The organism is Streptomyces sp. NPDC101234, assembly GCF_044767525.1.
GTDB lineage: Bacteria > Actinomycetota > Actinomycetes > Streptomycetales > Streptomycetaceae > Streptomyces > Streptomyces sasae.
This window is the reverse complement of sequence record NZ_JBIWOA010000049.1, coordinates 1-24,266: the sequence shown is the minus strand read 5'-3', so window position 1 is coordinate 24,266 and position 24,266 is coordinate 1. Positions and strand designations below refer to the sequence as shown.

21 protein-coding genes and 1 tRNA gene are annotated in these 24,266 nt (G+C 70.6%); 9 read left to right on the top strand and 13 right to left on the bottom strand.

Annotation, left to right across the window (positions count from 1 at the left end; all coding sequences use genetic code 11):
• Positions 1-8: 8 nt before the first annotated feature.
• Together ACIRR9_RS49420 and ACIRR9_RS49415 are read right to left on the bottom strand one after the other, a co-directional pair.
• On the bottom strand, positions 9-1,253 hold the full coding sequence (locus tag ACIRR9_RS49420) for an extracellular solute-binding protein (RefSeq protein WP_403766569.1): 1,245 nt from the start codon (positions 1,251-1,253) through the stop codon (positions 9-11).
• A gap of 274 nt (positions 1,254-1,527) precedes the next feature.
• Positions 1,528-2,541 (bottom strand): LacI family DNA-binding transcriptional regulator, encoded by a 1,014-nt coding sequence (locus tag ACIRR9_RS49415; RefSeq protein WP_403766566.1) that lies wholly within the window; start codon positions 2,539-2,541, stop codon positions 1,528-1,530.
• 454 nt (positions 2,542-2,995) lie between these two features.
• Between ACIRR9_RS49415 and ACIRR9_RS49410 the strand changes: the two genes are divergently transcribed.
• The gene (locus ACIRR9_RS49410; RefSeq protein WP_403766563.1) at positions 2,996-5,692 is read left to right on the top strand and encodes a cellulosome protein; all 2,697 of its coding nucleotides are present in this window, start codon (positions 2,996-2,998) and stop codon (positions 5,690-5,692) included.
• Between the two features lie 223 nt (positions 5,693-5,915).
• Here the strand turns inward: ACIRR9_RS49410 and ACIRR9_RS49405 are convergent.
• Both ACIRR9_RS49405 and ACIRR9_RS49400 read right to left on the bottom strand, forming a co-directional pair.
• Positions 5,916-5,989 (bottom strand) — tRNA-Pro (locus tag ACIRR9_RS49405).
• 45 nt (positions 5,990-6,034) lie between these two features.
• Positions 6,035-7,462 carry an MFS transporter gene (locus ACIRR9_RS49400; protein WP_403766561.1) on the bottom strand — a complete coding sequence of 476 codons (1,428 nt, stop codon included), beginning with the start codon at positions 7,460-7,462 and terminating at the stop codon, positions 6,035-6,037.
• A 204-nt stretch (positions 7,463-7,666) separates the two neighbouring features.
• Between ACIRR9_RS49400 and ACIRR9_RS49395 the strand changes: the two genes are divergently transcribed.
• Positions 7,667-8,245, top strand: a complete 579-nt coding sequence (locus tag ACIRR9_RS49395; RefSeq protein WP_403766559.1) for a TetR/AcrR family transcriptional regulator — start codon at positions 7,667-7,669, stop codon at positions 8,243-8,245.
• A 94-nt stretch (positions 8,246-8,339) separates the two neighbouring features.
• On the opposite strand, the gene ACIRR9_RS49390 is transcribed toward ACIRR9_RS49395, so the two are convergent.
• The 3 genes from ACIRR9_RS49390 to ACIRR9_RS49380 form a co-directional block, all read right to left on the bottom strand.
• Positions 8,340-9,404 carry a maleylacetate reductase gene (locus ACIRR9_RS49390; RefSeq protein WP_403766556.1) on the bottom strand — a complete coding sequence of 355 codons (1,065 nt, stop codon included), beginning with the start codon at positions 9,402-9,404 and terminating at the stop codon, positions 8,340-8,342.
• Positions 9,401-10,258, bottom strand: coding sequence for a dioxygenase (locus ACIRR9_RS49385; RefSeq protein ID WP_403766553.1), 858 nt, complete (start codon positions 10,256-10,258; stop codon positions 9,401-9,403). Before ACIRR9_RS49385 ends, ACIRR9_RS49390 begins: the two co-directional genes overlap by 4 nt.
• A gap of 142 nt (positions 10,259-10,400) precedes the next feature.
• Positions 10,401-10,913, bottom strand: coding sequence for a hypothetical protein (locus ACIRR9_RS49380; protein WP_403766550.1), 513 nt, complete (start codon positions 10,911-10,913; stop codon positions 10,401-10,403).
• A gap of 130 nt (positions 10,914-11,043) precedes the next feature.
• Here ACIRR9_RS49380 and ACIRR9_RS49375 point away from each other — a divergent pair, with 130 nt between their 5' ends.
• Positions 11,044-11,391, top strand: a complete 348-nt coding sequence (locus tag ACIRR9_RS49375) for a cupin domain-containing protein (protein ID WP_123971944.1) — start codon at positions 11,044-11,046, stop codon at positions 11,389-11,391.
• 53 nt (positions 11,392-11,444) lie between these two features.
• On the opposite strand, the gene ACIRR9_RS49370 is transcribed toward ACIRR9_RS49375, so the two are convergent.
• Entirely contained in the window at positions 11,445-12,476 is a 1,032-nt protein-coding gene (locus ACIRR9_RS49370) for a LacI family DNA-binding transcriptional regulator (protein WP_365344875.1), read from the bottom strand.
• 158 nt (positions 12,477-12,634) lie between these two features.
• Between ACIRR9_RS49370 and ACIRR9_RS49365 the strand changes: the two genes are divergently transcribed.
• Positions 12,635-13,801, top strand: a complete 1,167-nt coding sequence (locus ACIRR9_RS49365; RefSeq protein WP_403766545.1) for a phytanoyl-CoA dioxygenase family protein — start codon at positions 12,635-12,637, stop codon at positions 13,799-13,801.
• Positions 13,802-13,938: 137 nt separating this feature from the next.
• Complete coding sequence (locus ACIRR9_RS49360) at positions 13,939-14,943, top strand: Gfo/Idh/MocA family oxidoreductase (protein WP_365344871.1); 1,005 nt, start codon at positions 13,939-13,941, stop codon at positions 14,941-14,943.
• A gap of 175 nt (positions 14,944-15,118) precedes the next feature.
• Here the strand turns inward: ACIRR9_RS49360 and ACIRR9_RS49355 are convergent, their stop codons facing one another.
• The 5 genes from ACIRR9_RS49355 to ACIRR9_RS49335 form a co-directional block, all read right to left on the bottom strand.
• The gene (locus ACIRR9_RS49355) at positions 15,119-15,292 is read right to left on the bottom strand and encodes a hypothetical protein (protein ID WP_365344869.1); all 174 of its coding nucleotides are present in this window, start codon (positions 15,290-15,292) and stop codon (positions 15,119-15,121) included.
• Positions 15,293-15,424: 132 nt separating this feature from the next.
• A complete protein-coding gene (locus tag ACIRR9_RS49350) occupies positions 15,425-16,327 on the bottom strand; it encodes a sugar phosphate isomerase/epimerase (RefSeq protein ID WP_365344867.1) in 903 nt (300 codons plus the stop codon).
• Positions 16,328-16,330: 3 nt separating this feature from the next.
• A complete protein-coding gene (locus ACIRR9_RS49345; protein WP_403766541.1) occupies positions 16,331-17,242 on the bottom strand; it encodes an ATP-binding cassette domain-containing protein in 912 nt (303 codons plus the stop codon).
• Between the two features lie 4 nt (positions 17,243-17,246).
• Positions 17,247-18,317, bottom strand: coding sequence for an ABC transporter permease (locus tag ACIRR9_RS49340; protein WP_403766538.1), 1,071 nt, complete (start codon positions 18,315-18,317; stop codon positions 17,247-17,249).
• A gap of 5 nt (positions 18,318-18,322) precedes the next feature.
• Positions 18,323-19,342, bottom strand: coding sequence for a sugar ABC transporter substrate-binding protein (locus ACIRR9_RS49335; protein ID WP_403766535.1), 1,020 nt, complete (start codon positions 19,340-19,342; stop codon positions 18,323-18,325).
• A 250-nt stretch (positions 19,343-19,592) separates the two neighbouring features.
• On the opposite strand from ACIRR9_RS49335, the gene iolB reads away from it, so the two are divergent.
• From iolB to ACIRR9_RS49315, 4 genes are all read left to right on the top strand, one after another.
• Positions 19,593-20,588, top strand: a complete 996-nt coding sequence (iolB, locus tag ACIRR9_RS49330; protein WP_403766532.1) for a 5-deoxy-glucuronate isomerase — start codon at positions 19,593-19,595, stop codon at positions 20,586-20,588.
• An 8-nt stretch (positions 20,589-20,596) separates the two neighbouring features.
• On the top strand, positions 20,597-22,468 hold the full coding sequence (iolD, locus tag ACIRR9_RS49325) for a 3D-(3,5/4)-trihydroxycyclohexane-1,2-dione acylhydrolase (decyclizing) (RefSeq protein WP_403766529.1): 1,872 nt from the start codon (positions 20,597-20,599) through the stop codon (positions 22,466-22,468).
• 38 nt (positions 22,469-22,506) lie between these two features.
• Positions 22,507-23,292 (top strand): GntR family transcriptional regulator, encoded by a 786-nt coding sequence (locus ACIRR9_RS49320; protein WP_123971953.1) that lies wholly within the window; start codon positions 22,507-22,509, stop codon positions 23,290-23,292.
• A 321-nt stretch (positions 23,293-23,613) separates the two neighbouring features.
• The coding region (locus ACIRR9_RS49315) for an ABC transporter substrate-binding protein (RefSeq protein ID WP_403766525.1) at positions 23,614-24,266 on the top strand (653 nt) is incomplete at its 3' end.

Here is a 24,266-nt window from a genome sequence, read left to right as displayed (position 1 = left end):
GAATGCGGCTACTTGACGGCGGACTGGGCGGCGTCCAGCGCGTCCTTCGGTGACTTCGAGCCGCTGAGTGCGGACTGCACGGCCTTCCACAACTGCTCGGAGATCTTCGGGTACTTGGTGCCCAGGTCGTCGCTGGTGCGCCCCTTGGCGGCCTTGACCGCCTCGACCCAGGGCTTCAGCCCGGCGTCGGCCGCCACCTGCTTCTGCTGGACCTCGGCGGTGGGGGCGACGTAGGAGAGGGTGGTGTCGGTGTCGTACAGGTTCTGGGTGCTGGTCAGACAGGTCGCGAGCTTGCGCGCGGTGGCGTAGCGGCCGGTGTCGCCCTGGACCGGGATGGTGACGAACTCGCCGCCGGTCGGGGCGGGGGCGGTGCCCGAGGCGGCGCCGGGGATCGGCAGGACGCCGTAGTCGAGTCCGGCCTTCTTCGCGTTGGCGAGTTGCCAGGTGCCGTTCTCGCTGAACGCGTAGTCGCCGGTCGCGAACTCCTGCCAGCTGGTGGTCTGGGTGTTGTTGAGCACTGAGTTGGGTGCGTAGCCCTTGTCCAGCCAGCCCTTCCACAGCGACAGCGCGGAGACGGCCTGGGTGGAGTCGAGTGCGGTGAGGTTCGCGCCCGCGCCCCAGAACCACGGCAGGAACTGGAAGCTGCCCTCCTCGGTGCCGATCGCGGAGAACGTGATGCCCTTCTTGCCGGCCTTCTTCACCTTCTCCAGCGCCGCCGTCAGCGACGGCCAGTCCTTGACCGAGGCGATGTCCACCCCGGCCGCCTTCAGGACCTTCTTGTTGTAGTACAGGGCAAGGGTGTTGGCGCCGATCGGGGTGCCGTAGGTCTTGCCGCCCGACTGGCCGGCCGCGAGCAGGTTGGGGTCCACGGCGGAGGTGTCGAGCTTGTTGTCGGCGGTGGTGGTGAGCACGCCCGCCTCGGCCAGGGTCGACACCACGGGGTTGTCGACGACGAGGACGTCCGGGGAGTTGGCCTGCTGCGCGGCGAGCAGTGCCTTGTTCGGCAGGTCGCTGGTGTCGAAGCCGGTCCGCTTGATCTTCACCCCGGCCTTGGTGCCACAGGCGTCGAGCAGCTTCACCCAGGCGGAGCCCTTGGCGAACTGCGGATAGGGGTCCCAGACGGTGTACGTGCCGCTGTCCGCCGCCTTCGTCCCGCCGCTTCCCGAGCCGGAGCCGCAGGCGGTGGCGGTGCCGACGACGGCCAGGGCGGTCAGGGTCGCGACGGTCAGGCGTCTTGTGGAGGTGCTGTTCATCGAGGGTTCCTCTGTTCTGGAGGCGCGGGTGCCCGACGTTCCGGGCATGCGGGTGCCGACGATCCGGGCATGCGGGCGCCGCCGGCCGTGACGGTGAGGTCAGTGAGGTGAGTGCGGGCACGCCGAACGGCCCTGGCGGGCAGGCGGAGCGTCCCGTGAGGTGAGGCGAGGTGACGAGAACCGACGTGAAGTGACGAGAGGTGACGAGAGGTGACGAGAGGTGACGAGAGGTGACGAGAGGTGACGAGAGGTGACGAGAAGGGCGGGGCAGCGGTCAGGCAGTCGTGCAGGGCCCGGTGCTGGCCCGCAGCGAGACGGGCGGTACGAGGAGGTGGTGCCGGGGCGGTGCCGCGGGGTTGTCGAGCCGCTCCACCAGCAGATCCACGGCGCGCCGGCCCATCTCCTCGGCCGGTACGTCCGCCGCGGTGAGCGGCGGGGTAACCGTCTCCGCCCAGCGGCCGGCCACGACCCCGGTGACGGAGAAGTCGCGCGGCACATGGCGGCCGGCCTGGGCAAGGCCCCGGTAGAGGCCGCCCAGCGCGGCCTCGTTCATCGTGACGAGGGCCGTGGTACCCGGGTCGTCGTGCAGGATCTGTTGCAGACAGGTCTCGCCGGCGGCCGGCTCGTCCCCGCAGCAGTACGTACGGGCCGTCAGCCCGCGCTCGGCCGCGGCCTTCGTGAAGCCGTCCAGGCCCCGGTGGGCGGACTCGTAGCCGCTGCGCAGCAGTTGCCCGGGACGGTTGACGAAGGCGACCCGGCGGTGGCCGAGGTCCGCCAGGTGGTGGACGCACGCCTCCACCAGCGCGGTGTGGTCGAGACCCACCCACCAGCCGCCGTCCGGCCGGGCGGTCCGGCCGATGGCGACGAAGGGGAAGTCCAGGGCGGTCAGATGGTCCACCCGGTCGTCCTCCAGCCGGATCTCCATCAGGATCGCTCCGTCGACCCGCCGCTCCCCCAGCAGCCGCTGGAAGGACCGGTCGCTGTCCACGCCGCTGGGCGACAGCAGCACGTCGTAGTCGTAGGCCGCGGCGGCCTCCACCACGCTGCCGATGAAATCCAGCTGCATCCCCGTGTAGTGGTTCCCGGCCGGCGGGAAGACCAGGCCGATGGTGCTGGTCCGCCCGTTGGCCAGGGCGCGGGCGCTGGCGCTGGGCCGGTAGCCCAGTTCGTCGACGACCTGCTGGATCCTGCGGCGGGTGTCGTCCGAGACCGGGCGCTTGCCGCTCAGCGCGTAGGAGACGGTGCTGCGCGAGACACCGGCCCGCCGGGCGATCTCACCGATGTTCACGGCGACTCCTGGTTCGAACCGGTTCGACACCTCACCGGGAGGGTCCGTGCCGGTTGTGCGGGTGGAAGGGAAGGCGAGGAGAGGCGGCCCGGCGTTCGAACCGGTTCGCGTTAAGTGACGGTAGGAACAGCCCGTACCGCTGTCAACACCTCGGACCGCGGTTCCCGGACCGCCGTGACAAGTGCCGGTTCCTCGTGCCGGAGGGATTGCCGACCGGATGACCCGGTGCTAGCTTCGCCGAACCGGTTCGACGATGCCGTACACACAGAGAACGGGGACCGGCCGCGCAGACCACGGACGAAACGACCATCCCCGCACCCGCCGCCGGACCGCCGCACCACGCGTGACCGAACCGGTTCGACAGTCGGACCGGCGGGGAGAACCCAGGTCACGGCGCGACGAGCCCTTGCTCACGGATTGAAGAGCCCTTACTCACGGATTGAGGACGCGATCTATGCCCTCCGTTGCCCAGGCACCCCCCACCGCGGTCCGCGACGGCCGGCTCACCGTCGACCTCGGCTCGGACACCGGCGCCTTCCACGGCGGCGCCTCCGGCACCCTCTACGGCCTGTACGGACCGGGCGTCCCCACCGACAGGCTCATCGAGGGCATGGGCCTGCGCACCGTCTCCACCAAGGCCCAGGACGGTCCGCAGCACCCCGGCGCCGACGCGCTGGAGGTGGTCGGGCCGCTGGCCGACGCGACCGACGGCGACGTGTACATCTACCTGACCGACATCCACCGCGGCTTCCCGTACCAGTGGCCCGGTGACACCCCCGAGGAGAAGCTCGGGCTCTACAAGGAGAAGATCGCCGAGCAGGTGGACCAGGTCCTGCGGCTGCCGGAGCGGTACCAGGACAACATCGTCTTCGTGCCGTTCAACGAGCCCGAGGGCAACATGTTCGGCACCGGCGAGTGGAGTTACGACAGGGTCGGCTGGCTCGACGATCCGGCCGGCTACTTCGCCGCCTGGGACGACGTCCACCGGCTCGTCAAGGGCAGGATGCCCGGCGCCCGCATCGCCGGACCCAACACCAGCGTCCTGTACGACCAGGTGCGGGGCTTCCTCATCCACGCCCTGGCCGCCGGGACCCTCCCCGACGTCGTCACCTGGCACGAGCTGAGCCACCCGGAGGCGGTGCGCGAGAGCGTCGCCAGGTACCGGGCGTGGGAGAAGGAGCTGTTCCGGGACACCGACCGCGAGGGCACCCGGCTCCCCGTCAACATCAACGAGTACGCCTTCAACTACCACACCTCGGTCCCCGGCCAGATGATCCAGTGGGTGTCCGCCATAGAGGAGTCCAAGGTGGACGCCGACATCGCGTACTGGAACATCGACGGCAACCTCTCCGACTCCGCGGTGCAGTCGAACCGCGGCAACGGCCAGTGGTGGCTGCTGCACTCCTACGCCTCGATGAGCGGGCACACGGTGCGGGTGAACCCGCCGTTCCCCGGCGAGAACTACACCATGCAGGGCGTGGCCACACTGGACGAGCGGAAGCGGCAGGCCCGGCTGCTCTTCGGCGGTTCCGCCGGAGCGGGCCACATCACCTTCGCGGGCGTACCGGGGAGAGTCCTCGGGGACCGTGTGCACGCCTGGGTGCGGGAGATCGAGTGGAGCGGACAGCTGGGCGACTCCGCCGGTCCCAGGCTGCTCACGGAGACGAACCTGAAGGTCGGTGCGGACGGCACGGTGGCCTTCGGCTTCGGGGACGGCGGAGTGCTGCCGGGGCTGAAGGAGTCCTCCGCGTACGAGATCGTCCTCAGCCCGGCGGGCGAGGCGAAGGGCACGCAGTCACCGCCCGTGCGCTGGCAGGCGTCGTACGAGGCGGAGGACGCCGCCCACACCGGGTCGGGGTACTCCAGAAACGGCCCGGAGGGCTCGCCGCACGACGTGTCGAAGTTCTACACCTCCGGCGGCTACAGCGTGGGCGGCCTGCGCACCGGCTCGGACGTCGTACTCGATTTCACCGTGGACGTACCGGAGGACGGCGGCTACGACCTCAGCGTCTTCGCCAACTCCCTCAACACGCACGACACGGTGCGGGAGCAGGGCCCCACCAACGTCTTCCTGCGCGTGGACGGTGCGGCGGACAGCGAACAGGAGCTGTATCTGCCGCTCGGCCACAAGTGGGTGGTCTGGGACCACACCGACACCGAGGTCCGCCTCGCGGAGGGCCGGCACACGCTGACGCTCGCCGCACGGAGCCTGGACGGCAGGCGCGCCACCAAGGGTGACGCCATCGTCGACCGCCTCGTCCTCTCCCTGCCGGAGACTTCGGCGGCCACCCAGGTGTACGAGGGTGAGCTGGCCTGGCTGGGCGGCGGGGCGCGGCCCGTCTACGGCCTGCCGGAGCGAGCCGGCGCAGTCCCCGCCACCGGCTCGGGCGCGGCGCGGCTCGCGAAGGACCAGACGGCCACGTTCTGGGTCCACTCGCCCGCCGACCGCGAGGCCACCGTGCGGGTCGACACCCTCGGCGGCTCGAAGGCCCGGCTCTCCGTCAACGGGCACGACGTCCTGCACCTGGGCAAGGGCGGCGGCGCGGTCGCGGTCTCCCTCTCCGGCGGCATCAACAAGGTGTCGCTGACCGGAGGTTCGTCCACCACCCTCGTCGACCGCGTCACGGTCACGCCCTCGCAGGGCACGCTCCCGGCCCGTACGTACGAGGCGCGGGCCGCCGAGCTCGCCGGCTCGGCCACGCTCACGTCCCTCTCCCTGGCCACCGGCGGCACCGCGATCACCGGCATCGGAGGGGAACCCGGCAACGGCAACACGGCGACCTTCACCGTCGCCGCGGACCGGAGAGGCCTGCACGCGCTGCGCGTCCGCTACTCGAACCCCGAGCAGGCCGAAGCCACCCACTACAACCCGGACCCACTGGCCCGCCACGCCGACATCACCGTCAACAACGCCGGGGCGCTACGTGTCGGCTTCCCGCACAGCTTCCACCAGAACAACTTCTGGGAACTGACCGTCGCGGTCCCGCTGGAGCAGGGACACAACACGATCACCTTCCGCTCCGAGGAACTGCCGAACTTCGACGGAGCCGGCCATGCGTCGGACACCTTCCCCGGCGTGCCGCTCCGCTCCGGCTACGCACCGCTGATCGACAGCATCACCGTCGCTCCGTACGCGCAGCGGGTGCGATGAGGCGATGACCGCCAGTGCGCGATGTCTCGCCTCCGGCGCGGGCCGCACAGCGCGGCACGCCCCTGGAAGACACCGAAGGACTCACCTACGCAGCAAGGCGCAACCGGAGTCGCACCGCAGATCAGTGCCCCAGGTGGACATCTTCGTGCCGATCTGTTCCGCACACTTCAAGGGCCGGTTTCGGATACCGCCGAAACCGGCCCTGATCTACGACTGTCTCCAGTCGGGACGACAGGATTTGAACCTGCGACCCCTTGACCCCCAGTCAAGTGCGCTACCAAGCTGCGCCACGTCCCGCTGCGGAGTCACGCGGTAGGTTCCGCGTGATCACGCAGGTCAACACTACCGTACGCGTACGGGTGCTGCTGCCGACCCTTCCGCGACCGGGCCGGTGACCCGGCTCGCACGGCGGACCGGGACGAGGAGCGCGGCACCGGCGGCGGTCAGGCAGAACAGGGTGAGCAGGGCCCAGGCGTGGGTGTAGCCGGAGGCGTACGGCAGTCCGGAGGGCTGGAGCCGGCCGGTGACCAGGACGCTGGTGAGCGCGGCGCCGATGGAGCCGCCGATGGTGCGGATGTTGGCGTTCATACCGGTCGCCGCGCCGGTCTGCTCGGGCGGGACGCTGCCGACGATGAGGTTGGCCATCGAGGCGAAGGCCAGGCCGATACCGAGGCCGAACAGGCCCGCGACGACGCCGATCTGCCACCGCTCGTCGTGCCAGAGGGTGAGGAAGCCGCAGGCCAGCGCGCCGAGTGCGGCGCCTGCGGTGAGCTGCGCCTTGGCGCCGACGCGGGGTTCGAGGCGGCCGCCGAGGATGCCCGAGCCGAACATGGCGAGGAGCATCGGCAGCATGAGCAGGCCGGACTCGGTGACGGTGGCGCCGAAGCCGTAGCCGGCCGAGCCGGGGGTCTGGACGAAGCCGGGGAGGAAGGACCAGATCGCGTACATGCCGGCACCGAAGAGCAGGGCGGCCGCGTTGGTGGTCCAGACGGACGGCAGCCGCATCACGCGCAGGTCGATCAGCGGGGTGGCGGAGCGGGACTCGGTCAGCAGCCAGACGGCGAACAGGACGAGGGCGGTGGCGAACAGGCCGAGCACCTTGGCCGAGCCCCAGCCCCATCGTCCGGCCTGGCTCAGCGGCAGCAGCAGTGCGACCAGCCAGGCGGAGAGCAGCGCGGCACCGAGCCAACTGACGCTGCCCTCGGCCCTCTTGGGCGACTCGGGGACGTAGCGGGCGGCGATGACGACGGTCGCGGCGACCACGGCGACCGGGATCCAGAACAGCCAGCGGTAGTCGAGCGCCGAGACGATCGGGCCGGCGGCCACGATACCGACACCGCCGCCGGCCGCGATCACCGCGGAGAGGTTGCTGATGCTGCCGCTGACCTCGGCCGGGGCGAACTCGTCCCGGATGATGCCGAAGGAGAGCGGGAACAGGGCGCCGCCGACGCCCTGGACCACCCGGGCGACGATCAGGACGCCGATGTTCGGCGCGAGCGCGGCGAGGAGACAGCCGGCCAGGACGGTCACCAGGACGGCGACGAGGGTGCGTTTCTTGCCGATCAGGTCGCCGGCGCGGCCGAGTATCGGGGTGAAGACCGAGGCGGACAGCAGATAGGCCGTCATCACCCAGGTCGCGGTGGACTGCGAGGTGTGCAGGGCGTGCTGGACGGTCGGCAGGGCCGGTGCGACCAGCGACTGGAGCATGGAGAACACGCCCGCACCGGTCGCGAGGACCGCGAAGGTGAGGCGGGTGGACTTCCGGGGCATGAAGGAGCCTCTCCGGCATCGGAACGGAGGGAGATGAGAGATGTCCGGGTGCGGGAGGGCCGGCACCGGGCCGCGTCCGGCCATGGCGTTGCCGCTCCGCACTGCTAAAGTGGAGGTACTCCTCCACTCTACTGGAGGCAACCCTCCGCTTCAACCGAAGTCGAGGAATCCCTCCGGTTCATCTCTGTCACACGGGAGGCAGCAATGACGGACAGCACGTTCCCCGTCAGTGAGATCGTCGCGTCCCGGCGGCCGCACCGTAAGGACGCTGCCCGCAACTACGACGCGCTGATCGCGGCCGCCCGCGAGGCGTTCGCCGAGCACGGCGCGGACGCCTCCCTGGAGGACGTCGCCCGCCGCGCGGGGGTCGGGATCGGCACCCTGTACCGGAACTTCCCCACCCGCCGCGATCTCTTCGAGAGCGTCTACGCGGACGAGGTCAACGCGCTGTGCCAGGCCGCCGTGGAACTGGCCGGGCTGGAGCCGTGGGAGGCGCTGACGTCCTGGCTGGACCGTTTCACCGGCTACATGGTCACCAAGCGGGCGGTGCGGGAGGCGCTCAACGACGAGTCGGAGATCTTCTCGGCCTGCCGGGACTCGATGTACGCGGCCGGCGGCCCGCTTCTGGAGAGAGCCCAGAAGGCGGGCGTGGTCCGTACCGACATGGAGATCGGCGACCTGCTGCGGATGGTCTCCGGAATCACGGCGACGGCCTTCGAGGACGACGCCCAGCGCGACCGGGTCATGTCCATCGCCCTGGACGGCGTACGAACGGTGCGCTGAGCGCCCCCACAGGGGCGCGGGGCTGGTCTCGACATGCGGCTCCGCCGCGTGGGCGCGACAAGCCCCCACCGGCCCGCAGATCACCACTCACCGTTCAAACAGCCCTCCCTTCGTACGCCGCCCGAAGCACCCCCAACGCATCCCCGGTCGTCACCGGCCTCGGATTCGCATACGCCTGCCCCGCGACCTGCCCCGCGGCCACCGCCAAGTCGGCCTCCTTCAGGCCGAGTTCGGCCAGCGACCGGGGTGCGCCGAGACGGCCCGCCAGCTCCTGCAGGGCGCCGGGCCCGTCGTCCGCCCCCAGTGCACGCGCTACCACCGCCGCCGCCTCCGGAACGGCCACCGCGTTGAAAGCAAGCACGTACGGCAGCACGACCGTGTGGGTCTCGGCGTGCGGAAGCCCGAACGTGCCGCCGAGGACATGGCACAGCTTGTGGTGCAGGCCCATGGTGGTGGCGCCGAGGCAGGCCCCGCACAGCCAGGCGCCGTACAGGGCGCGGGAGCGGGCCGGTACCGAGTCCGGGGCGGCGGCGACCTCGGGGAGTGCCCCGGCCATCGCGCGTACGCCCTCCTCGGCCATCAGCGCGACCAGCGGCGAGCCGTCGGGGGCGTACAGCGCCTCGACCGCGTGGGCGAGGGCGTTGATCCCGCTGGTCACCGAGAGCGGGACAGGCAGGGAGAGGGTGAGCTCGGGGTCGTAGACGACACTGCGCGGCAGGACGACGGGGTCGCGGCCGGTGCGTTTGGCGCCGTGCTCGGTCAGGCCCCAGACCGGGGTCATCTCGGAGCCGGCGTAGGTCGAGGGCACGGCGATCAGCGGGAGGCCGGTGCGCAGGGCGATCGCCTTGCCGAGGCCGATGGCCGAGCCGCCGCCGACGGCCACACAGCCGTCGGCGCCCGCCGCCCGCGCCGCCTCCACGCCCCGGTCGGCGACCTCCACGGGGACGTGCATCCGGGCCCCGGTGTGCAGGCCCGCGCAGGCCGGGCCGAGCGAGTCGGCGACCGCCCGGGCGGTGTCCGCGCCCCGCGCGCCGCTGAGCACCAGCAGCCGCCGCAGACCCAGGTGCCGGGCCTCCTCGGCGGTCGCGGTGAGCGCGGCGCCGGGCCGGAAGACGACCCGGGCGGGCCTCGTCTCGTAAACGAAGTCGAAGGGGTTCACGACCGCTCCAGTACGAGGTCGAAGCGGGCGTGCCGGAACGGGTTCGGCACGCCGAACTCCCGGGCCAGGGACGGATCGTCGGTCGGGGTGAAGTCCTTCACCAGGCTGTCCTTCACCGCGAACACCGCGTCGGAGTCCAGGTATTCGCCGTCGGCGACGAAGATGTGCGTGGTGACCGGCGTGTGTCCCTCGGCCGAGACGATGAAGTGGATGTGGGCCGGGCGGTAGGGATGCCGTCCGGTGGCCTTCAGCAGGGCGCCCACCGGACCGTCGGTGGGGATCGGGTAGGCACTGGGCACGCAGGTGCCGAACCGGAAGCGGCCTTCGTCGTCGGCCGTGAACAGGCCGCGGCCGTTGCCGGGAGGCTGCACATCGGGCTGCTGGACGTCGTAGAAGCCGTGCGGGTCGGCCTGCCAGACGTCGAGGACCGCGCCGGGCAGCGGGGAGCCGTCGGCGGAGCGGACGACACCGGTGACCACACAGGGCTCGCCGTCGCCGACCAGGTCGATGGTGTCGCCGAGGGCACGGACCGGGGACTCGGTCATATGGAAGGGGCCGAGGACCGTCGACTCCGTACGGTCCGGCTCGCTCTGCCCGTTGACCGTCTCGACCAGCATCGACAGGCCCAGCACGTCGGAGAGCAGGATGAACTCCTGCCGGGTGTCGGTGCAGGTCTGCCCGGTCGCGGTGAGGAACGCGATCGCCGCCTCCCACTCGCGCTGCGTCAGCCGGGTCTCGCTCGCGAAGGCGTGCAGATGGCGGATCAGCACGGTGAGCAGTTCGCGCAGCCGGGGGTCGTCGGTGCCGCGGAGGCTGTCGACGGCCTGCGCGGTGACCGCGTCTTCGGTTGTCATGCCGGCTCCTTGCCCGGAGGAACAGTGACCTTGAGTGATCGTAAACCCGTTTACCGTTCAATGAACCGGATCCGGACCCGGGACTGAAACCGTGTCCGGAACCGGATCCGACGCGGGTCTGAAAGCGTCACCGGCCCCAGGCCTACTTGATGAGCGCGTTGGCCACCACCACGATCACCCCGAGCATCGCGTCCACCATGCCGATCAGGACGGTGGCGAGCCAACTCCGCGCCGCCCAGCGGGCGGTGACGATGCCGAGGCCGAACAGGATCACGATGTTCAGGACGAACGCCGGGTACTCGACGCCCTTCGGCGGCCACCAGCCCCAGCCGGCGCCCGCCAGCAGGAACACCGTGGGCAGGACGGCCACGACCAGCGGCCACTCGTCGGCCAGGGTGCGCAGCACGTCCCAGCGCCGGTGCGGGGCGCGCTCGGCGATGTAGTGGGCGTAGCCGTGGGCCAGGGCGGACGCGCACGCGGTGACCACGAGCCAGACGGCGTCGTAGCGGCGGCTGGCGGCGGAGGTGTGGCCGTACTGGGTGAGCGCGGCGACCATCGAGCAGGCCAGCACGGCGCCGTAGACCCCGCCGAACAGGACGGCCTCGCGGGTGTCGTGCGCGCGCGGCTGGGCGACGGTCGCCGTGGAGTCGGCCATGCCCTCCACGATCGCCCGGACCCGGTCCGCCCGCTACTTGGCGCGGCCCGACGAAGTGTCCTCCCACCAGGCCCGATGCCCCACACCCTGTACACATCCCGGCGGCCGTCGGGCTCGCTAGGGTCGCCGTATGACGACGCACAGCTTCGCTCTCCACATCCCCGACGCCGAGCTCGAACCCGACCCGCTCGACCCGGCGCAGATCGTCTCCGGAACGCCCGAGGTCACCGGCAAGGTGGTCTGGGAGTCGGCCGACGGGAAGCAGATCCGCGGGATCTGGCAGATCACGCCGGGGGTGGTCACCGACACCGAGGCGGACGAGCTGTTCGTGGTGGTCAGCGGCTCGGCGACGATCGAGGTCGAGGGCGGGGCGACGTTCGGTGTGGGCCCCGGGGACATGGCCGTGCTGCGCGCGGGCGACCGTACGACGTGGACGGTGCACGAGACGCTGCGCAAGGCGTACTCGATCAATCTGTGAGAACCGGTCCCTGAGCGCAATCCGTGAGAACCGGTCCCTGAGCGGGGCCCGGCTCAGCGCCCCGTCGAGGTGGGCATGTTGTACGGCGTGACCACCTGGATCGCCGACGGCAGGCTCGGCCCCGCCGGGGGCAGCGCACCCTGGGCGCGCATCACCAGGTGGCAGGCCTCGCGCATGTCCTGGCGCAGGTCGTGGTGGAGGACGGCGGACAGGCGGTGCTCGCGCAGCAGGCGGGTGTTGTCGTGGTCGAGGTCGTGGGCGATGAAGACCGCGCACTCCCGGCCCAGTTCGGCGAAGGCGCGCAGGGTCGCGATGTTGCCGCCGCCGATCGAGTAGACGGCGCGGATCTCGGGATCGCGTTCGAGGGCGGCGCGGACCAGGTCGTACTGGGTGGCGTCCAGGCCCTGCCCTTCCGTGATCTCGACCAGGGTGCGCTCGGGATGGGTGGCCCGCATGACGCTGCGGAAACCCATCTCGCGCTCCTCCTCGTTGCGGAAGAAGCCGCTGCTCAGACTGGTGAGGACATTGCCGGGCCGGTCCCCGAGCCACTGCCCCATCAGATAGGCGGCGGTGGCGCCGGTGGCACGGTTGTCGCTGCCGACATAGGCGAGCCGGCCGCTCGCGGGCAGGTCGGTGACCAGGGTGACGACCGGGATCTCCGCCGAGCGCAGGCGCCCGACCGCGGCGGTGACCTCGGGCACGTCCGGCGCCTTGAGGATCACCCCTTGCGAGCCCCGGCGGGCGATCCGGTCCAGCGTTCGCACCAGTTCCTCCGCCGGCCCGGTCTCCCGGAAGTGGAACCGGGAGCGCACCACCGCCGGATGCAGCGACGGCAGCTCGGCCTCCAGCGCGCCGCGCACGGCCGTGGTGAACCGCTCCGGCGCCTGCATCACGATGTCGACCATGAAGGTGCGGCCCACCAGCCGGACCTGGGTGCGCTGCCGGTCCAGATCGGCGATCGCCTGCCGTACCTCCCGCTCGGTGCTCTCCCGCACCCCGCCCCGGCCGTTCAGCACGCGGTCCACGGTGGCCTCGCTCAGACCTGCCTGACGTGCGATTTCACGGATCGGGAAGGGATGGCCCACAGCCTGGCTCCTTGAGGGGTTTTTGATGGACTGCTGCTGGTTGTTCGAGGGGTTTGTACTGACAAGAATGACAGAGCCGTGCCGCACCCGTGACGGCGACCGTGCCCCCGACCGCGACCGCGACGGGGATCGCGACCGCGACCGAAAGAAGGACGCCGATGTCCCTCGCAGCCGAACAGGGCCGCCCCTGGCTGTCGCCGCAGGACTGCGACCTCGACACCTTCCGTGCGCTGGTCGAGCGGACCACCGACCCGGGCGCCTATCCGTACGCCTCGGCGGTCGAGGGCAACGTCCTCGTCTACGACAGTGAGCGGCTGCGCATCACCGACGCGCCCCACGAGGTGCGGACCGAACTCGTCCGTGCCCTGACCGACGGCCCCGGTGTGGTCGTCTTCAGGGGCGCGTTCCCCGACCCGAAGGTGGTCGACCGGGCCACGGCGGTGTTCGAGGCGCTGATCTCGGAGCAGAACGAGTCGGGCGCCGCGGCGGGCGACCACTTCGCGAAGCCGGGTGCCAACGAACGGGTGTGGAACGCCCTGGAGAAGGCCGCGCTCTACGACCCCGAGGCGTTCGCCGACTACTACGCCAACGACATCGTGGCCCTGGCCTCCCATGCCTGGCTGGGCCCCGGCTACCAGATCACCTCGCAGATCAACGTGGTCAACCCGGGCGGCGCCGCCCAGCTCCCGCACCGCGACTACCACCTCGGCTTCCTCTCCGACGAGACGGCCGCGGCCTACCCGGCGCATGTGCACCGCCTCTCCCCCGTGCTCACCCTGCAGGGCGCGGTCGCCCACTGCGACATGCCGGTGGAGTCGGGGCCGACCATGTACCTGCCGTACTCGCAGACCTACGAGCCGGGCTATCTGGCCTGGCGGCGCCCGGAGTTCCGGGACTACTTCAAGGCGAACCACGTGCAGTTGCCGCTCGCGAAGGGCGACGCGGCGTTCTTCAACCCCGCGGTGTTCCACGCGGCCGGCACCAACCGGACCCTCGACGTGCGCCGGATGGCCAACCTGCTCCAGGTGTCCTCGGCCTTCGGGCGGGCCATGGAGAGCGTGGACCGGGAAGCGGTGGCCAACGCCGTCTACCCGGTGCTGCGGCGGCGCCGCTCGGAGGGGGCGTCCGAGGCGTGGCTGGAGCATGTCATCGCCGCGAGTGCGGAGGGCTACCCGTTCCCGACCAATCTCGACAGCGATCCGCCGGTCGACGGCATGGCCCCGCCCTCGCAGGCGGACCTCGTACGGCGGGCGCTGCGCGAGGGCCTGTTGCCGCGGGTGCTGCGGGACGAGCTGCGGGCCGCCGCCGCCCGGCGCGAGAGCTGAGAAAAGACATCGGGGTGCCGTTCTTCGCGATGCGTACGGCGGTCGCCGACGTGGTCGCGCCCAAGCGGCCGTAGCCGCATATCGACACAGCCCCGCGCTCCTGACGGGGTGCATTCACATCAAGGAGTAACACGCCCATGCGTATTGGAATCCTCGGTCTCGGCCGCATCGGTGCCTTCCACGCCGAGACCCTCTCCGGGCTCGACACCGTCGACTCGCTGGTCTTCACCGACCCGTTCGCGGACGCCGCCAAGGCCGCCGCCGAGAAGTTCGGCGCCGAGGTCGTGGACTCGCCGGAGGCGCTGCTCGCCGCCGGTGTGGACGGCATCGTCGTGGCGGCCGCGACGGACGCCCACCCCGCCCTGATCCTGGCCGGTGTCGAGGCCGGGATCCCCGTCTTCTGCGAGAAGCCCGTCGCCAAGCACATGAGTGACGGTGTCGAGGTCCTCAAGGCCGTCCAGGGCAAGGGTGTGCCGATCCAGATCGGCTACAACCGCCGCTTCGACGCGGGCTTCGTGGCCGCCCGGGCCGCGGTGCGGAGCGGCGAACTGGGCAAGCTGCACACCGTGCGCTCCACCACCCTCGACCCGGCCCCGCCGCCGGCCGCCTACGTCGCCGTGTCCGGTGGCATCTTCCGGGACTGTTCCGTGCACGACTTCGACATCATCCGCTGGGTGACGGGCCGCGAGGTCACCGAGGTGTACGCGGTCGGCGGCAACCGGGGCGCCGACTACATCAAGGAGGCGGGCGACGCGGACACCACCGGCGCGATCCTCACCCTGGACGACGGCACCATCGCGGTGGTCTCCAACTCCCGCCACAACGCCAGGGGTTACGACGTCCGCATGGAGATCCACGGCTTCCAGGACTCCATCGCCGTCGGCCTGGAGGACAAGCTCCCGCTGCGCTCGGTCGAGCCCGGTGTGACCTTCCCGGCGGGCACCCCGCACGACTTCTTCATGGACCGCTTCACCGCCGCCTACCGCGCCGAACTCACCGCGTTCACCGAGGTCGTCGCCGGTGACCGGCCCTCCCCCTGCACTGTCGAGGACGCCCTGGAGGCCGGCTGGATCGCCGAGGCCTGCACCCTGTCTCTGCACGAGCACCGTCCGGTGACGATCGCAGAGGTGCGCGGAGCCTGACACCGCGCACGGCGGCGGGGCGGGGCACCGGGACCGAGCACGCGGTCCGGGTGCACCGCCCCGTCGCTTTTTTCCTCGTGGTTCAAGGGGTGGGGCACGGACCCGCGGGCTCGGCCGTGCCCCGGAGGCTCAAAGGGTGTGGCACGGACCGCGAGCTCGCCCGGGTCCAGGTGTCTCAGAGGCCGTAGCGGACCGCGAACTCGTCCGGGTCATAGGCGTCCCGGTCCGGGTCGTGCTGGACCGCCGGCCTGGTCTCGACCATGTCCTCCGGGCGTATCCGCTCGGGCAGCGCGCCGAAACGCTCCTTGCGCTGTACCGCCTCGGCCGCCGGCTCCTCGTGAGTGGTCATCTTCGCCTCCCCGTCGCAACGGACGTGATCGCTGACACCCAAAGAACGCGCGCGCCCTGGCGGGTGTTCCCGAACCCGCCAGGGCGCGCGGGACCGCGCGGATCTCTCCGCGCGGTCCCCGGGATGCGGCAGTCAGGCGCCGCAGGACCGCAGGAACTTCCGGGTGCGCACCGCGATGGGCAGCGGCTTGTCCGGCTCGCAGGGGTACATGTCCTGCTCGACGATCGCGAACAGGTCGACGCCCAGGTTCTGCGCCGCCTCCAGCACCGGTCCCAGCTCCGGTACGCCGGCGGGCGGCTCGCACATCACGCCCTGGGCCACGGCGGGCCCGAACGGGGTGCCCTTGGCCTGGACGTCGGCCAGGATCGCCGGGTCCACCTGCTTGAGGTGGAGGTAGCCGATCCGCTCGCCGTAGGTCTCGATCAGCTTGACGCTGTCGCCGCCGCAGTAGGCGTAGTGGCCGGTGTCCAGGCAGAGGTTGACCAGGTCCGAGTCGGTCGAGTCGAGGAAGTGCTCGACGTGCTCCTCGGTGTCGATGTGGGTGTCGGCGTGCGGGTGGACGACGATGTCCAGGCCGTACGTCTCCTTCACCTCGTGGCCGAGCCGCTCCATGCCCTTGGTGAGGTGGGCCCACTGTTCGCCGGTCAGCTCCGGCGACTCCAGGATCTCGGCGGTCTTGTCGTCCCGCCAGAAGGAGGGGATGACCACCAGGTGCTCGGCGCCCATCGCCTGGGTGAGCGCGGCGACCTGGCTGACGTGCTCCCAGGTGGACTCCCAGACGGCGGGGCCGCGGTGCAGGCCGGTGAAGACCGTGCCGGCCGAGACCTTGAGGTCGCGCTTGGCGATCTCGTCGGTCAGACGGGCCGGGTCACTCGGGAGGTAGCCGTAGGGGCCGAGTTCGATCCAGGAGTAGCCGGCCTCGGCGACCTCGTCGAGGAAGCGTTCCCAGGGGACCTGCTGGGGGTCGTCGGGGAACCAGACGCCCCAGGAGTCGGGGGCCGAGCCGACCCGGATGCGGTCGAGCGGGTTCGCCATCGGTCAGGACTTCCCTTCCGGAGCGGTCGCGACGGGTGCGGTGAGGTCTTCCTCCTCGGGAAGCTCCTCGGTGTCGACACCACGGACCTGGGAGAGTTCGTGCTTGAGCGCAGCGAGTTCGGCGCCGCCCGCCATGTGGTTGGTGAGTTCTTCGAGGGTGATGTCGGCGCGCTCGGCGGAGAGTTCGAGGGTGCCGAGGCGCAGCACGCTGAAGTGGTCGCCGACCATGTAGGCGTGGTGCGGGTTGTGGGTGATGAAGATGACGCCGAGGCCGCGTTCGCGGGCGGCGGCGATGTACTTCAGGACCACACCGGACTGCTTGACGCCGAGGGCGGCGGTGGGCTCGTCCAGGATCAGGACGCGGGCGCCGAAGTAGACGGCGCGGGCGATGGCCACGCACTGGCGCTGACCGCCGGAGAGCGTGCCGATGGGCTGCTCCAGGTCGTCCAGGACGATGCCCATGTTGCGCAGCTCGCGGTCGGCGGTCTCCTTCATCTTCGCGATGTCGAGACGGCGGACGGGCCAGGGGCCCTTGGTCATCTCGGAGCCGAGGAAGAAGTTGCGCCACACCGGCATCAGCGGGACGGTGGCGAGGTCCTGGTAGACGGTGGCGATGCCCTTGTCGAGGGCGTCGCGGGGGCTGGAGAAGCGGACCGGGTCGCCGTCGACGAGGAGGTCGCCCTCGGTGTGCTGGTGCAGCCCCGAGATGATCTTGATCAGGGTGGACTTGCCGGCGCCGTTGTCGCCGAGCACACAGGTCACCTGGCTGGGGAAGACCTTCAGGTCGACGCCGTGCAGGGCACGGATGTTGCCGTACGACTTGCCCGTACCGCGCAGTTCGACGATCGGGCCGCCGTCGGTGGGCGCCTCGTCCTGGAGGATGGCACCGTGTGTCGTGTTCGTGTTGTCGGTCATCGGGTCACCTCCTGGTCGCAGTGCGCTGGACCCACAGATTGATCATGACGGCGCCGAGCAGCATGACGCCGAGGAAGGCCTTGAACCAGTCGGGGTTCCAGCCCGCGTACACGATGCCCTGCTGCACCATGCCGAACATGAAGGCGCCGAAGACCGGGCCGATCGCCGAACCGGCACCACCGGTGAGCAGACAGCCGCCGATGACCGCGGCGGAGATGTAGATCAGCTCCTGTCCGACGCCCTCGCCGGACTGCACGGTGTTGAAGGAGAACAGCTGGTGCATGCCGATGAACCAGGCGCCGAAGCCGACCAGCATGAACAGCGAGATCTTGGTGAAGTTCACCGGGACACCGACCGCGCGGGCGCTGTCCTTGTTGCCGCCCACCGCGAAGATCCAGTTGCCGTACCTGGTGCGCAGCAGCACCCAGGTCGCCAGCGCGGCGAAGACCAGCCACCAGATGATGGTGATCTTCACATCGACGCCGCCGATGGTGAAGGTCGAGGCGAAGATGTCCTTGACCTGGTTGAAGCCGTCCATGTTGCTGATGTCGTCGGTGGCGACGTTGCCGGTCACGAGCTTGGTGACGGCGAGGTTCACGCCCTGGAGGATCAGGAAGCTGCCCAGGGTGATCAGGAAGGAGGGCAGTCCGGTGCGGACCACCAGCCAGCCGTTGAGGAAGCCGATGGCGAGCGACACGACGAGCGCGGCGATCACGCCCACCCACACGTTCATGGACAGCTGGTAGGCAAGCATGCTCGCGGTCAGCGCCGAGGTGATCACCGCGACACCGGCCGAGAGGTCGAACTCGCCGCCGATCATCAGCAGGGCGACCGGGATGGCCATGATGCCGATGGTCGACGACTGGTACAGGATGTTCGCCATCGAGCTGGCCTCGCGCACCGGCGGTGCGGCGACCAGGAAGAAGACGTACACCGCGACGGCACCGAGGAAGACGCCCACCTCGGGGCGGGCCAGCAGCCGCAGTGCGAGGGGCCGTTGTGCGGTACGGCCGTCCCTCTCCTTCGGGCCGGAAGCCGGCGGTGTCGCCACCGCCGACTGTGCCTGCTGACTCATGTCGATCACCGAGTGCCCTTCGCGGCGAACTGGGCGACCTTGTCGACGTTGGACTTGTCGACGAACGCCGGGCCGGTCAGGACGGGCTGCTCGCCGCCGCCGCTGTAGTTGCCGTTGTTCTTGTAGAGCCACAGCGAGTCGACCGCCAGGTAGCCCTGGAGGTAGGGCTGCTGGTCCACGGCGAACTCGATGGTGCCCTTGCTGATGGCGCCGGTCAGGTCCTTGTTCAGGTCGAAGGTCGCGATCTTCGCCTTGCTGCCCGCGTCCGACACCGACTGGACCGCGATCAGCGCGATGGGGGCGCCGAGCGTGACCACGTGATCGATGGCGCTGTCCTGCTTGAGCTTGGCGGTGATCGTGGACTTGACCGAGGTCGGGGAGGTGCCGTCGACGTACAGGGTCTCCGTGGTGCCCGAGAACGTCTTCTTCACGCCGTCGCAGCGCTGGGTGAGGCCGACATTGCCCTGCTCCTGGATGACACAGACGGCCTTCTTGGCGCCCTCCGTGTTCAGCCTGTTGCCGAGCGCCTCGCCCGCCACCGTCTCGTCCTGGCCGAAGAACTCCATCAGGCCGAGCTTCTTCCAGTCGCTCAGACCGGAGTTGAGCCCCACGACGGGGATGCTCGCCGAGGTCGCCTTGCTGATGACGTCCTTCATGGCGTCGGGCTTGGCGAGGGTGACCGCGATCCCGTCGACCTTCTGGTCGATCGCGTTCTGCACCAGGTTCGCCTGGTTGCCCGCGTTCGGGTCGGCCGAGTAGATCAGCTTGATGTTGTCCTTGGCCGCGGCCGCCTCCGCGCCCTTGCGGACGATGTCCCAGAACGTGTCACCGGGCGCCTGGTGCGTGACCAGCGCGACCGTCATACGGGGAGTGCTCGCCTTGCCCGCGGAGGCGGCCGCGCCGCCCTCCTCGGACTTCTTTCCTCCGGAGCTGCTGGAGCAGCCGGCGAGGGTCAGGGCGGCCGCCGCGGCCACGGCCACGAAGGGGGCCAGTTTCCGCGAACGGTTAAGGGATGAGCGGTCCATCGTTCCTGCACCTCACTGTGCGAGCGGGAGAAGAGAGGGATCACAAGGATCCGCGAACACGGGCCGGAAAGTGACGGTCCGGGTCGTTGCTGTGCGTTGGGACGGGATACAAGTCCCTGCGCGGCCCGCTGTCAATACTTTGTTAAGACATCATTTCACATTCAGGTCCGAATGTAAGTACAAACCATTGACAGCGCGACCTGCCCCGATCTACACCTGAGGGGCATCAGCCCACCTCGAGGAGGCTCGCATGACCGAGTCGGAAGCACCCGCCTTCGACGTCGTCGCGACGGGCCGTACCGCAGGCGTTTCCTACCCGCTCCCGCCGGGCGTACCCCTGGCGCGCGCGAAGGGCTCCGGCGCGCTCCACCGTCCGGCCGGCACGGCGCGCCGCGGCCCCTACGCCGTGGACGTCACGCCCGAGAACGCGGGCTGGGGCTTTGCGGGCCTGCGGATCCTCGAACTGGCGCCCGGCGGCTCGCACACCTTCGCCACCGACGAGAGCGAGTGGATCGTCCTGCCGCTGGCCGGCGGCTGCACGGTGACCAGTTCCGACGAGTTCGGCCGCGACACCTTCCGACTGCACGGCAGGGACGACGTCTTCGCCGCGGTCAGCGACTTCGCATACGTTCCGCGCGACGCCCGTACGACCATCACCTCGCCCGACGGCGGCCGCTTCGCGCTCTGCGGAGCCCGCTGCGCCCGCCGGCTGCCCGCCCGCTACGGGCCGGCCTCCGCGGTGCCGGTGGAGCTGCACGGGGCGGGCCGCTGCTCGCGTCAGGTCAACGGCTTCGGCGCGGCGGACGTTTTCGGCTGCGACCGGCTGATCTCGGTGGAGGTGCTGACGCCGGGCGGCAACTGGTCGTCGTTCCCGCCGCACAAGCACGACGAGTACCGTCCCGGGGCGGAGTCGGCCCTGGAGGAGATCTACTATTTCGAGTTCACGGGCCCCGAGGGCGGCCCGGGCCTGGGATACCACAGGGTCTCGCCGTCCGGCCGGGGCAGGAACACCGACGTGCTCGCCGAGGTCCGCGACGGCGACGTGGTCCTGGTCCCGGACGGCTGGCACGGCCCGTCGATCGCGGCCCCGGGCCGCCACATGTACTACCTGAACGTCATGGCGGGACCGGGCCCCGAACGGGTCTGGCGGACCAGCGACCACCCGGACCACGCCCGGATCCGCGCGACCTGGCCCGACCAGCCGGTCGACCCGCGCCTGCCCCTCTACACCACCCCGTCCGAATGAGGTCCCGCATGAGCCAGCCGACCACCCGCCTGACCGTCGCCCAGGCACTGGTGCGGTTCCTGTCCGCCCAGTACACCGAGCGCGACGGCGTCCGGCACCGGCTGATCGCCGGCACCTGGGGCATCTTCGGCCACGGCAACGTCGCCGGGATCGGTCAGGCGCTCCTGGAGTACGGCGACGTCATGCCGTACCACCAGGGCCGCAACGAGCAGTCGATGGTGCACGCGGCGGTCGGCCACGCCCGCCAGCTGGACCGGCTCTCGGCGCAGGCGGTGACCACCTCCATCGGCCCGGGCGCCACCAACCTGGTGACCGGCGCGGCCCTCGCCACCATCAACCGGCTGCCGGTCCTCCTGCTGCCCGGCGACTACTTCGCGAGCCACGCGCCCGACCCGCTGCTGCAGCAGCTGGAGCACCCGACCGAGTTCGACGTGTCCGTCAACGACACGCTGCGCCCGGTCTCCCGCTACTTCGACCGGATCACCCGCCCCGAGGCACTGATCCCGTCCGCGCTGAACGCCATGCGGGTCCTCGCGGACCCGGCCGAGACCGGCGCGGTCACCCTGGCCCTCCCCCAGGACGTCCAGGCGGAGGCGTACGACTGGCCGGAGGAGTTCTTCGCCGAGCGCGTCTGGCGGGTACGGCGGCCCGCCCCCGACCCGGTGGAGCTGGCGGACGCCGTACGCGCCGTGAAGGCCGCTCAGCGGCCGTTGATCGTCGCGGGCGGCGGAGTCCACCACAGCCGCGCGGAAGGCGCCCTGAGGGCCCTTGTGGAGGCCACGGGCATCCCCGTCGCCTCGACCCAGGCGGGCAAGGGCTCGCTGCGCCACGACCACCCGGCCGACCTGGGCGGGATCGGCCACACCGGGACCGCCGTAGCCGACGACGTGGCCCGCGGCGCCGACCTCGTCATCGGCGTCGGTACCCGCTACACCGACTTCACCACGGCCTCCGGTACCCTCTTCCAGAACCCGGACGTCCGCTTCCTCAACGTGAACATCACCGGCTTCGACGCCCACAAGCAGGCCGCGAGGACGGTGGTGGCGGATGCCCGGGCGGCCCTGGAGGCGCTCGCGGAGGCGCTCGCCGGGCACCGGGTGGCCGCGGTCTACGAGGCCGAGTACCGGGCCGGCAAGGAGCGCTGGGAGGCCGTCGTCGAGGCCGCCTACCGCGCGGACGACGAGGACGCCGTACCGACCCAGACACAGGTGCTCGGCGCCCTGGACGCGGTGGTCGGCGATGACGACGTTGTCATCAACGCGGCCGGCTCGCTCCCGGGCGACCTGCACAAGCTCTGGCGGGCCCGCTCGCCGCGCCAGTACCACCTGGAGTACGGCTACTCCTGCATGGGCTACGAGATCCCGGCCGGCATCGGCGTCCAGCAGGCGGCCCCGGACGTGGCGGTCTGGTCGCTGGTCGGCGACGGCACCTATCTGATGATGCCGACCGAGATCGTCACGGCCGTCCAGGAGGGCCTGCCCGTCAACCTTGTCCTCATCCAGAACCACGGCTACGCCTCCATCGGCGGCCTCTCCGAGACGGTCGGCGGCGAGCGGTTCGGCACCGCCTACCGCTACCGCTCCGCCGACGGCACCTTCAGCGGGGCGCCGCTGCCGGTCGACCTGGCCGCCAACGCGGCGAGCCTCGGCATGGAGGTGCTGCGCGCCAAGACCGTGCGCGAGCTGCGCGAGGCCCTCACCACGGCCCGCGCGAGCGACCGGCCGACCTGTGTGTACGTCGAGACCGACCCGGCGCCCACCGCTCCCCCGGCCGAGGCCTGGTGGGACGTACCGGTCGCCGAGACCGCCTCCCGCGAGGCCGCCGTACGCGCCCGCGAGGACTACGACCGGCAGCTCGCCGAGCGCCGGCGCCCTCTGTGAACCCCAGAACCCCCCGAACCCCGGAAGGAGGTGTCCCGGTGGCCCGAACCGGTGATTCCGCCCGCGCCGCGACCGTCTCGGCGCTCGACACCCTGGACTTCGCCCTGGACCGCGGCAGTCCGGTACCGCTCTATTACCAGCTCGCCCAGCAGCTGGAGGAGGCCATAGAGCACGGTGTGCTCGCCCCCGGGAACCTCCTGGGCAACGAGATCGACCTGTCGGTGCGGCTCGGCCTGTCCCGGCCCACGGTCCGCCAGGCCATCCAGTCCCTCGTCGACAAGGGGCTCTTGGTGCGCCGCCGGGGCGTGGGCACCCAGGTGGTGCACAGCCAGGTCAAACGGCCGCTGGAGCTGAGCAGCCTCTACGACGACCTGGAGTCGGCAGGACAGGGGCCGACGACCGAGGTGCTGCGCAACGAACGGATCCCGGCGAGCGCCGAGGTGGCCGCCGCCCTCGGCATCGCGGAGGGCGCGGAGGTGGTCGTCCTGGAGCGGCTGCGCTCCACCCACGGCCAGCCGGTGGCATTCCTCTGCAACTACCTGCCCGCCGCCCTGCTGGAGCTCGACACGGAACGCCTGGAGTCGACCGGTCTGTACCGGATGATGCGCACGGCCGGCATCACCCTGCACAGCGCCCGGCAGACCGTGGGCGCCCGCAGCGCCACCGCCGCGGAGGCCGGGCGGCTGGACGAGAAGGAGGGCGCTGCCCTGCTCACCATGCAGCGCACGGCCTACGACGACACCGGGCGGCCGGTGGAGTACGGCAGCCACGTCTACCGGGCGTCGCGGTACGCCTTCGACTTCCAGCTGCTGGTCCGGGGGTAGCGAACGGCCCGTGCCGGTGCGGTCGCTGCGGGTTTAGCCGCTGGTCCCGACCACGAAACCAACACGCCCGCACACGAGCCCCCACGGAGTTTGTCCCGTGGGGGCCCCGTCGTACCGCTTTGTTCAACAAACCGGCAGGCGACCATGTCGATTACGTTTCGGGCAAGAGACGGGCGAGAGAGCCGCAGGCTATTGACGCATGAGCGGACAAGCGGCTGTTATTGCGCCCACGATGTTCGGCCGAGTTGGTTTCTGATCGGTTTCGGGACCTTTCGAAGATCAACTCTTCCCCTTGCCGAACCCTGTTACTCAGGAGCCGCCATGCGCATCTCCCCGTCCGGTCTTCACGTGCCGGGTCCGAGCCGCCGTAACGTCCTGCGCGGGGCCGGTTCGGCCGCCCTCCTCGCCGGCGCCGGCATACCCCTGCTGTCCGCCTGCGGCAGCAGCGGTTCCTCCTCCGACCCGAAGACCGTCAGCCTCGGCTCCAACTCGTCCGACGCCGTGCCGAAGAAGGCCTTCGCGCAGATCTACGCGGCCTTCACCAAGCAGTCCGGCATCAAGGTCGGCGTGAACACGAAGGACCACAACACCTTCCAGGAGCAGATCAACTCGTATCTGCAGGGCACGCCGGACGACGTGTTCACCTGGTTCGCCGGGTACCGCATGCAGTTCTTCGCGGCCAAGAACCTCGCCTCCCCGATCGACGACGTGTGGGCGAAGATCGGGGACAACTTCCCCGACGCGATGAAGCAGCTCAGCAAGGGCGAGGACGGAAAGTACTACTTCGTCCCGCTGTACACGTACCCGTGGGCGATCTTCTACCGCAAGAGCGTCTTCCAGCAGCACGGCTACACCGTCCCCACCACCTGGGACGCGTTCGTCGCCCTGTGCAAGCAGATGAAGAAGGACGGCCTGGTCCCGATCGCGTTCGGCGACAAGGACGCCTGGCCGGCGATGGGCACCTTCGACCAGAT

What these genes read in the sequence shown, in the direction of transcription:
- ACIRR9_RS49420 (WP_403766569.1), bottom strand. Translation starts at nt 1,253, where the DNA reads ATGAACAGCACCTCCACAAGACGCCTGACCGTCGCGACCCTGACCGCC.
- ACIRR9_RS49410 (WP_403766563.1), top strand. Translation starts at nt 2,996, where the DNA reads ATGCCCTCCGTTGCCCAGGCACCCCCCACCGCGGTCCGCGACGGCCGG.
- ACIRR9_RS49400 (WP_403766561.1), bottom strand. Translation starts at nt 7,462, where the DNA reads ATGCCCCGGAAGTCCACCCGCCTCACCTTCGCGGTCCTCGCGACCGGT.
- ACIRR9_RS49395 (WP_403766559.1), top strand. Translation starts at nt 7,667, where the DNA reads ATGACGGACAGCACGTTCCCCGTCAGTGAGATCGTCGCGTCCCGGCGG.
- ACIRR9_RS49385 (WP_403766553.1), bottom strand. Translation starts at nt 10,258, where the DNA reads ATGACAACCGAAGACGCGGTCACCGCGCAGGCCGTCGACAGCCTCCGC.
- ACIRR9_RS49380 (WP_403766550.1), bottom strand. Translation starts at nt 10,913, where the DNA reads ATGGCCGACTCCACGGCGACCGTCGCCCAGCCGCGCGCGCACGACACC.
- ACIRR9_RS49375 (WP_123971944.1), top strand. Translation starts at nt 11,044, where the DNA reads ATGACGACGCACAGCTTCGCTCTCCACATCCCCGACGCCGAGCTCGAA.
- ACIRR9_RS49365 (WP_403766545.1), top strand. Translation starts at nt 12,635, where the DNA reads ATGTCCCTCGCAGCCGAACAGGGCCGCCCCTGGCTGTCGCCGCAGGAC.
- ACIRR9_RS49360 (WP_365344871.1), top strand. Translation starts at nt 13,939, where the DNA reads ATGCGTATTGGAATCCTCGGTCTCGGCCGCATCGGTGCCTTCCACGCC.
- ACIRR9_RS49355 (WP_365344869.1), bottom strand. Translation starts at nt 15,292, where the DNA reads ATGACCACTCACGAGGAGCCGGCGGCCGAGGCGGTACAGCGCAAGGAG.
- ACIRR9_RS49350 (WP_365344867.1), bottom strand. Translation starts at nt 16,327, where the DNA reads ATGGCGAACCCGCTCGACCGCATCCGGGTCGGCTCGGCCCCCGACTCC.
- ACIRR9_RS49345 (WP_403766541.1), bottom strand. Translation starts at nt 17,242, where the DNA reads ATGACCGACAACACGAACACGACACACGGTGCCATCCTCCAGGACGAG.
- ACIRR9_RS49340 (WP_403766538.1), bottom strand. Translation starts at nt 18,317, where the DNA reads ATGAGTCAGCAGGCACAGTCGGCGGTGGCGACACCGCCGGCTTCCGGC.
- ACIRR9_RS49335 (WP_403766535.1), bottom strand. Translation starts at nt 19,342, where the DNA reads ATGGACCGCTCATCCCTTAACCGTTCGCGGAAACTGGCCCCCTTCGTG.
- iolB (WP_403766532.1), top strand. Translation starts at nt 19,593, where the DNA reads ATGACCGAGTCGGAAGCACCCGCCTTCGACGTCGTCGCGACGGGCCGT.
- iolD (WP_403766529.1), top strand. Translation starts at nt 20,597, where the DNA reads ATGAGCCAGCCGACCACCCGCCTGACCGTCGCCCAGGCACTGGTGCGG.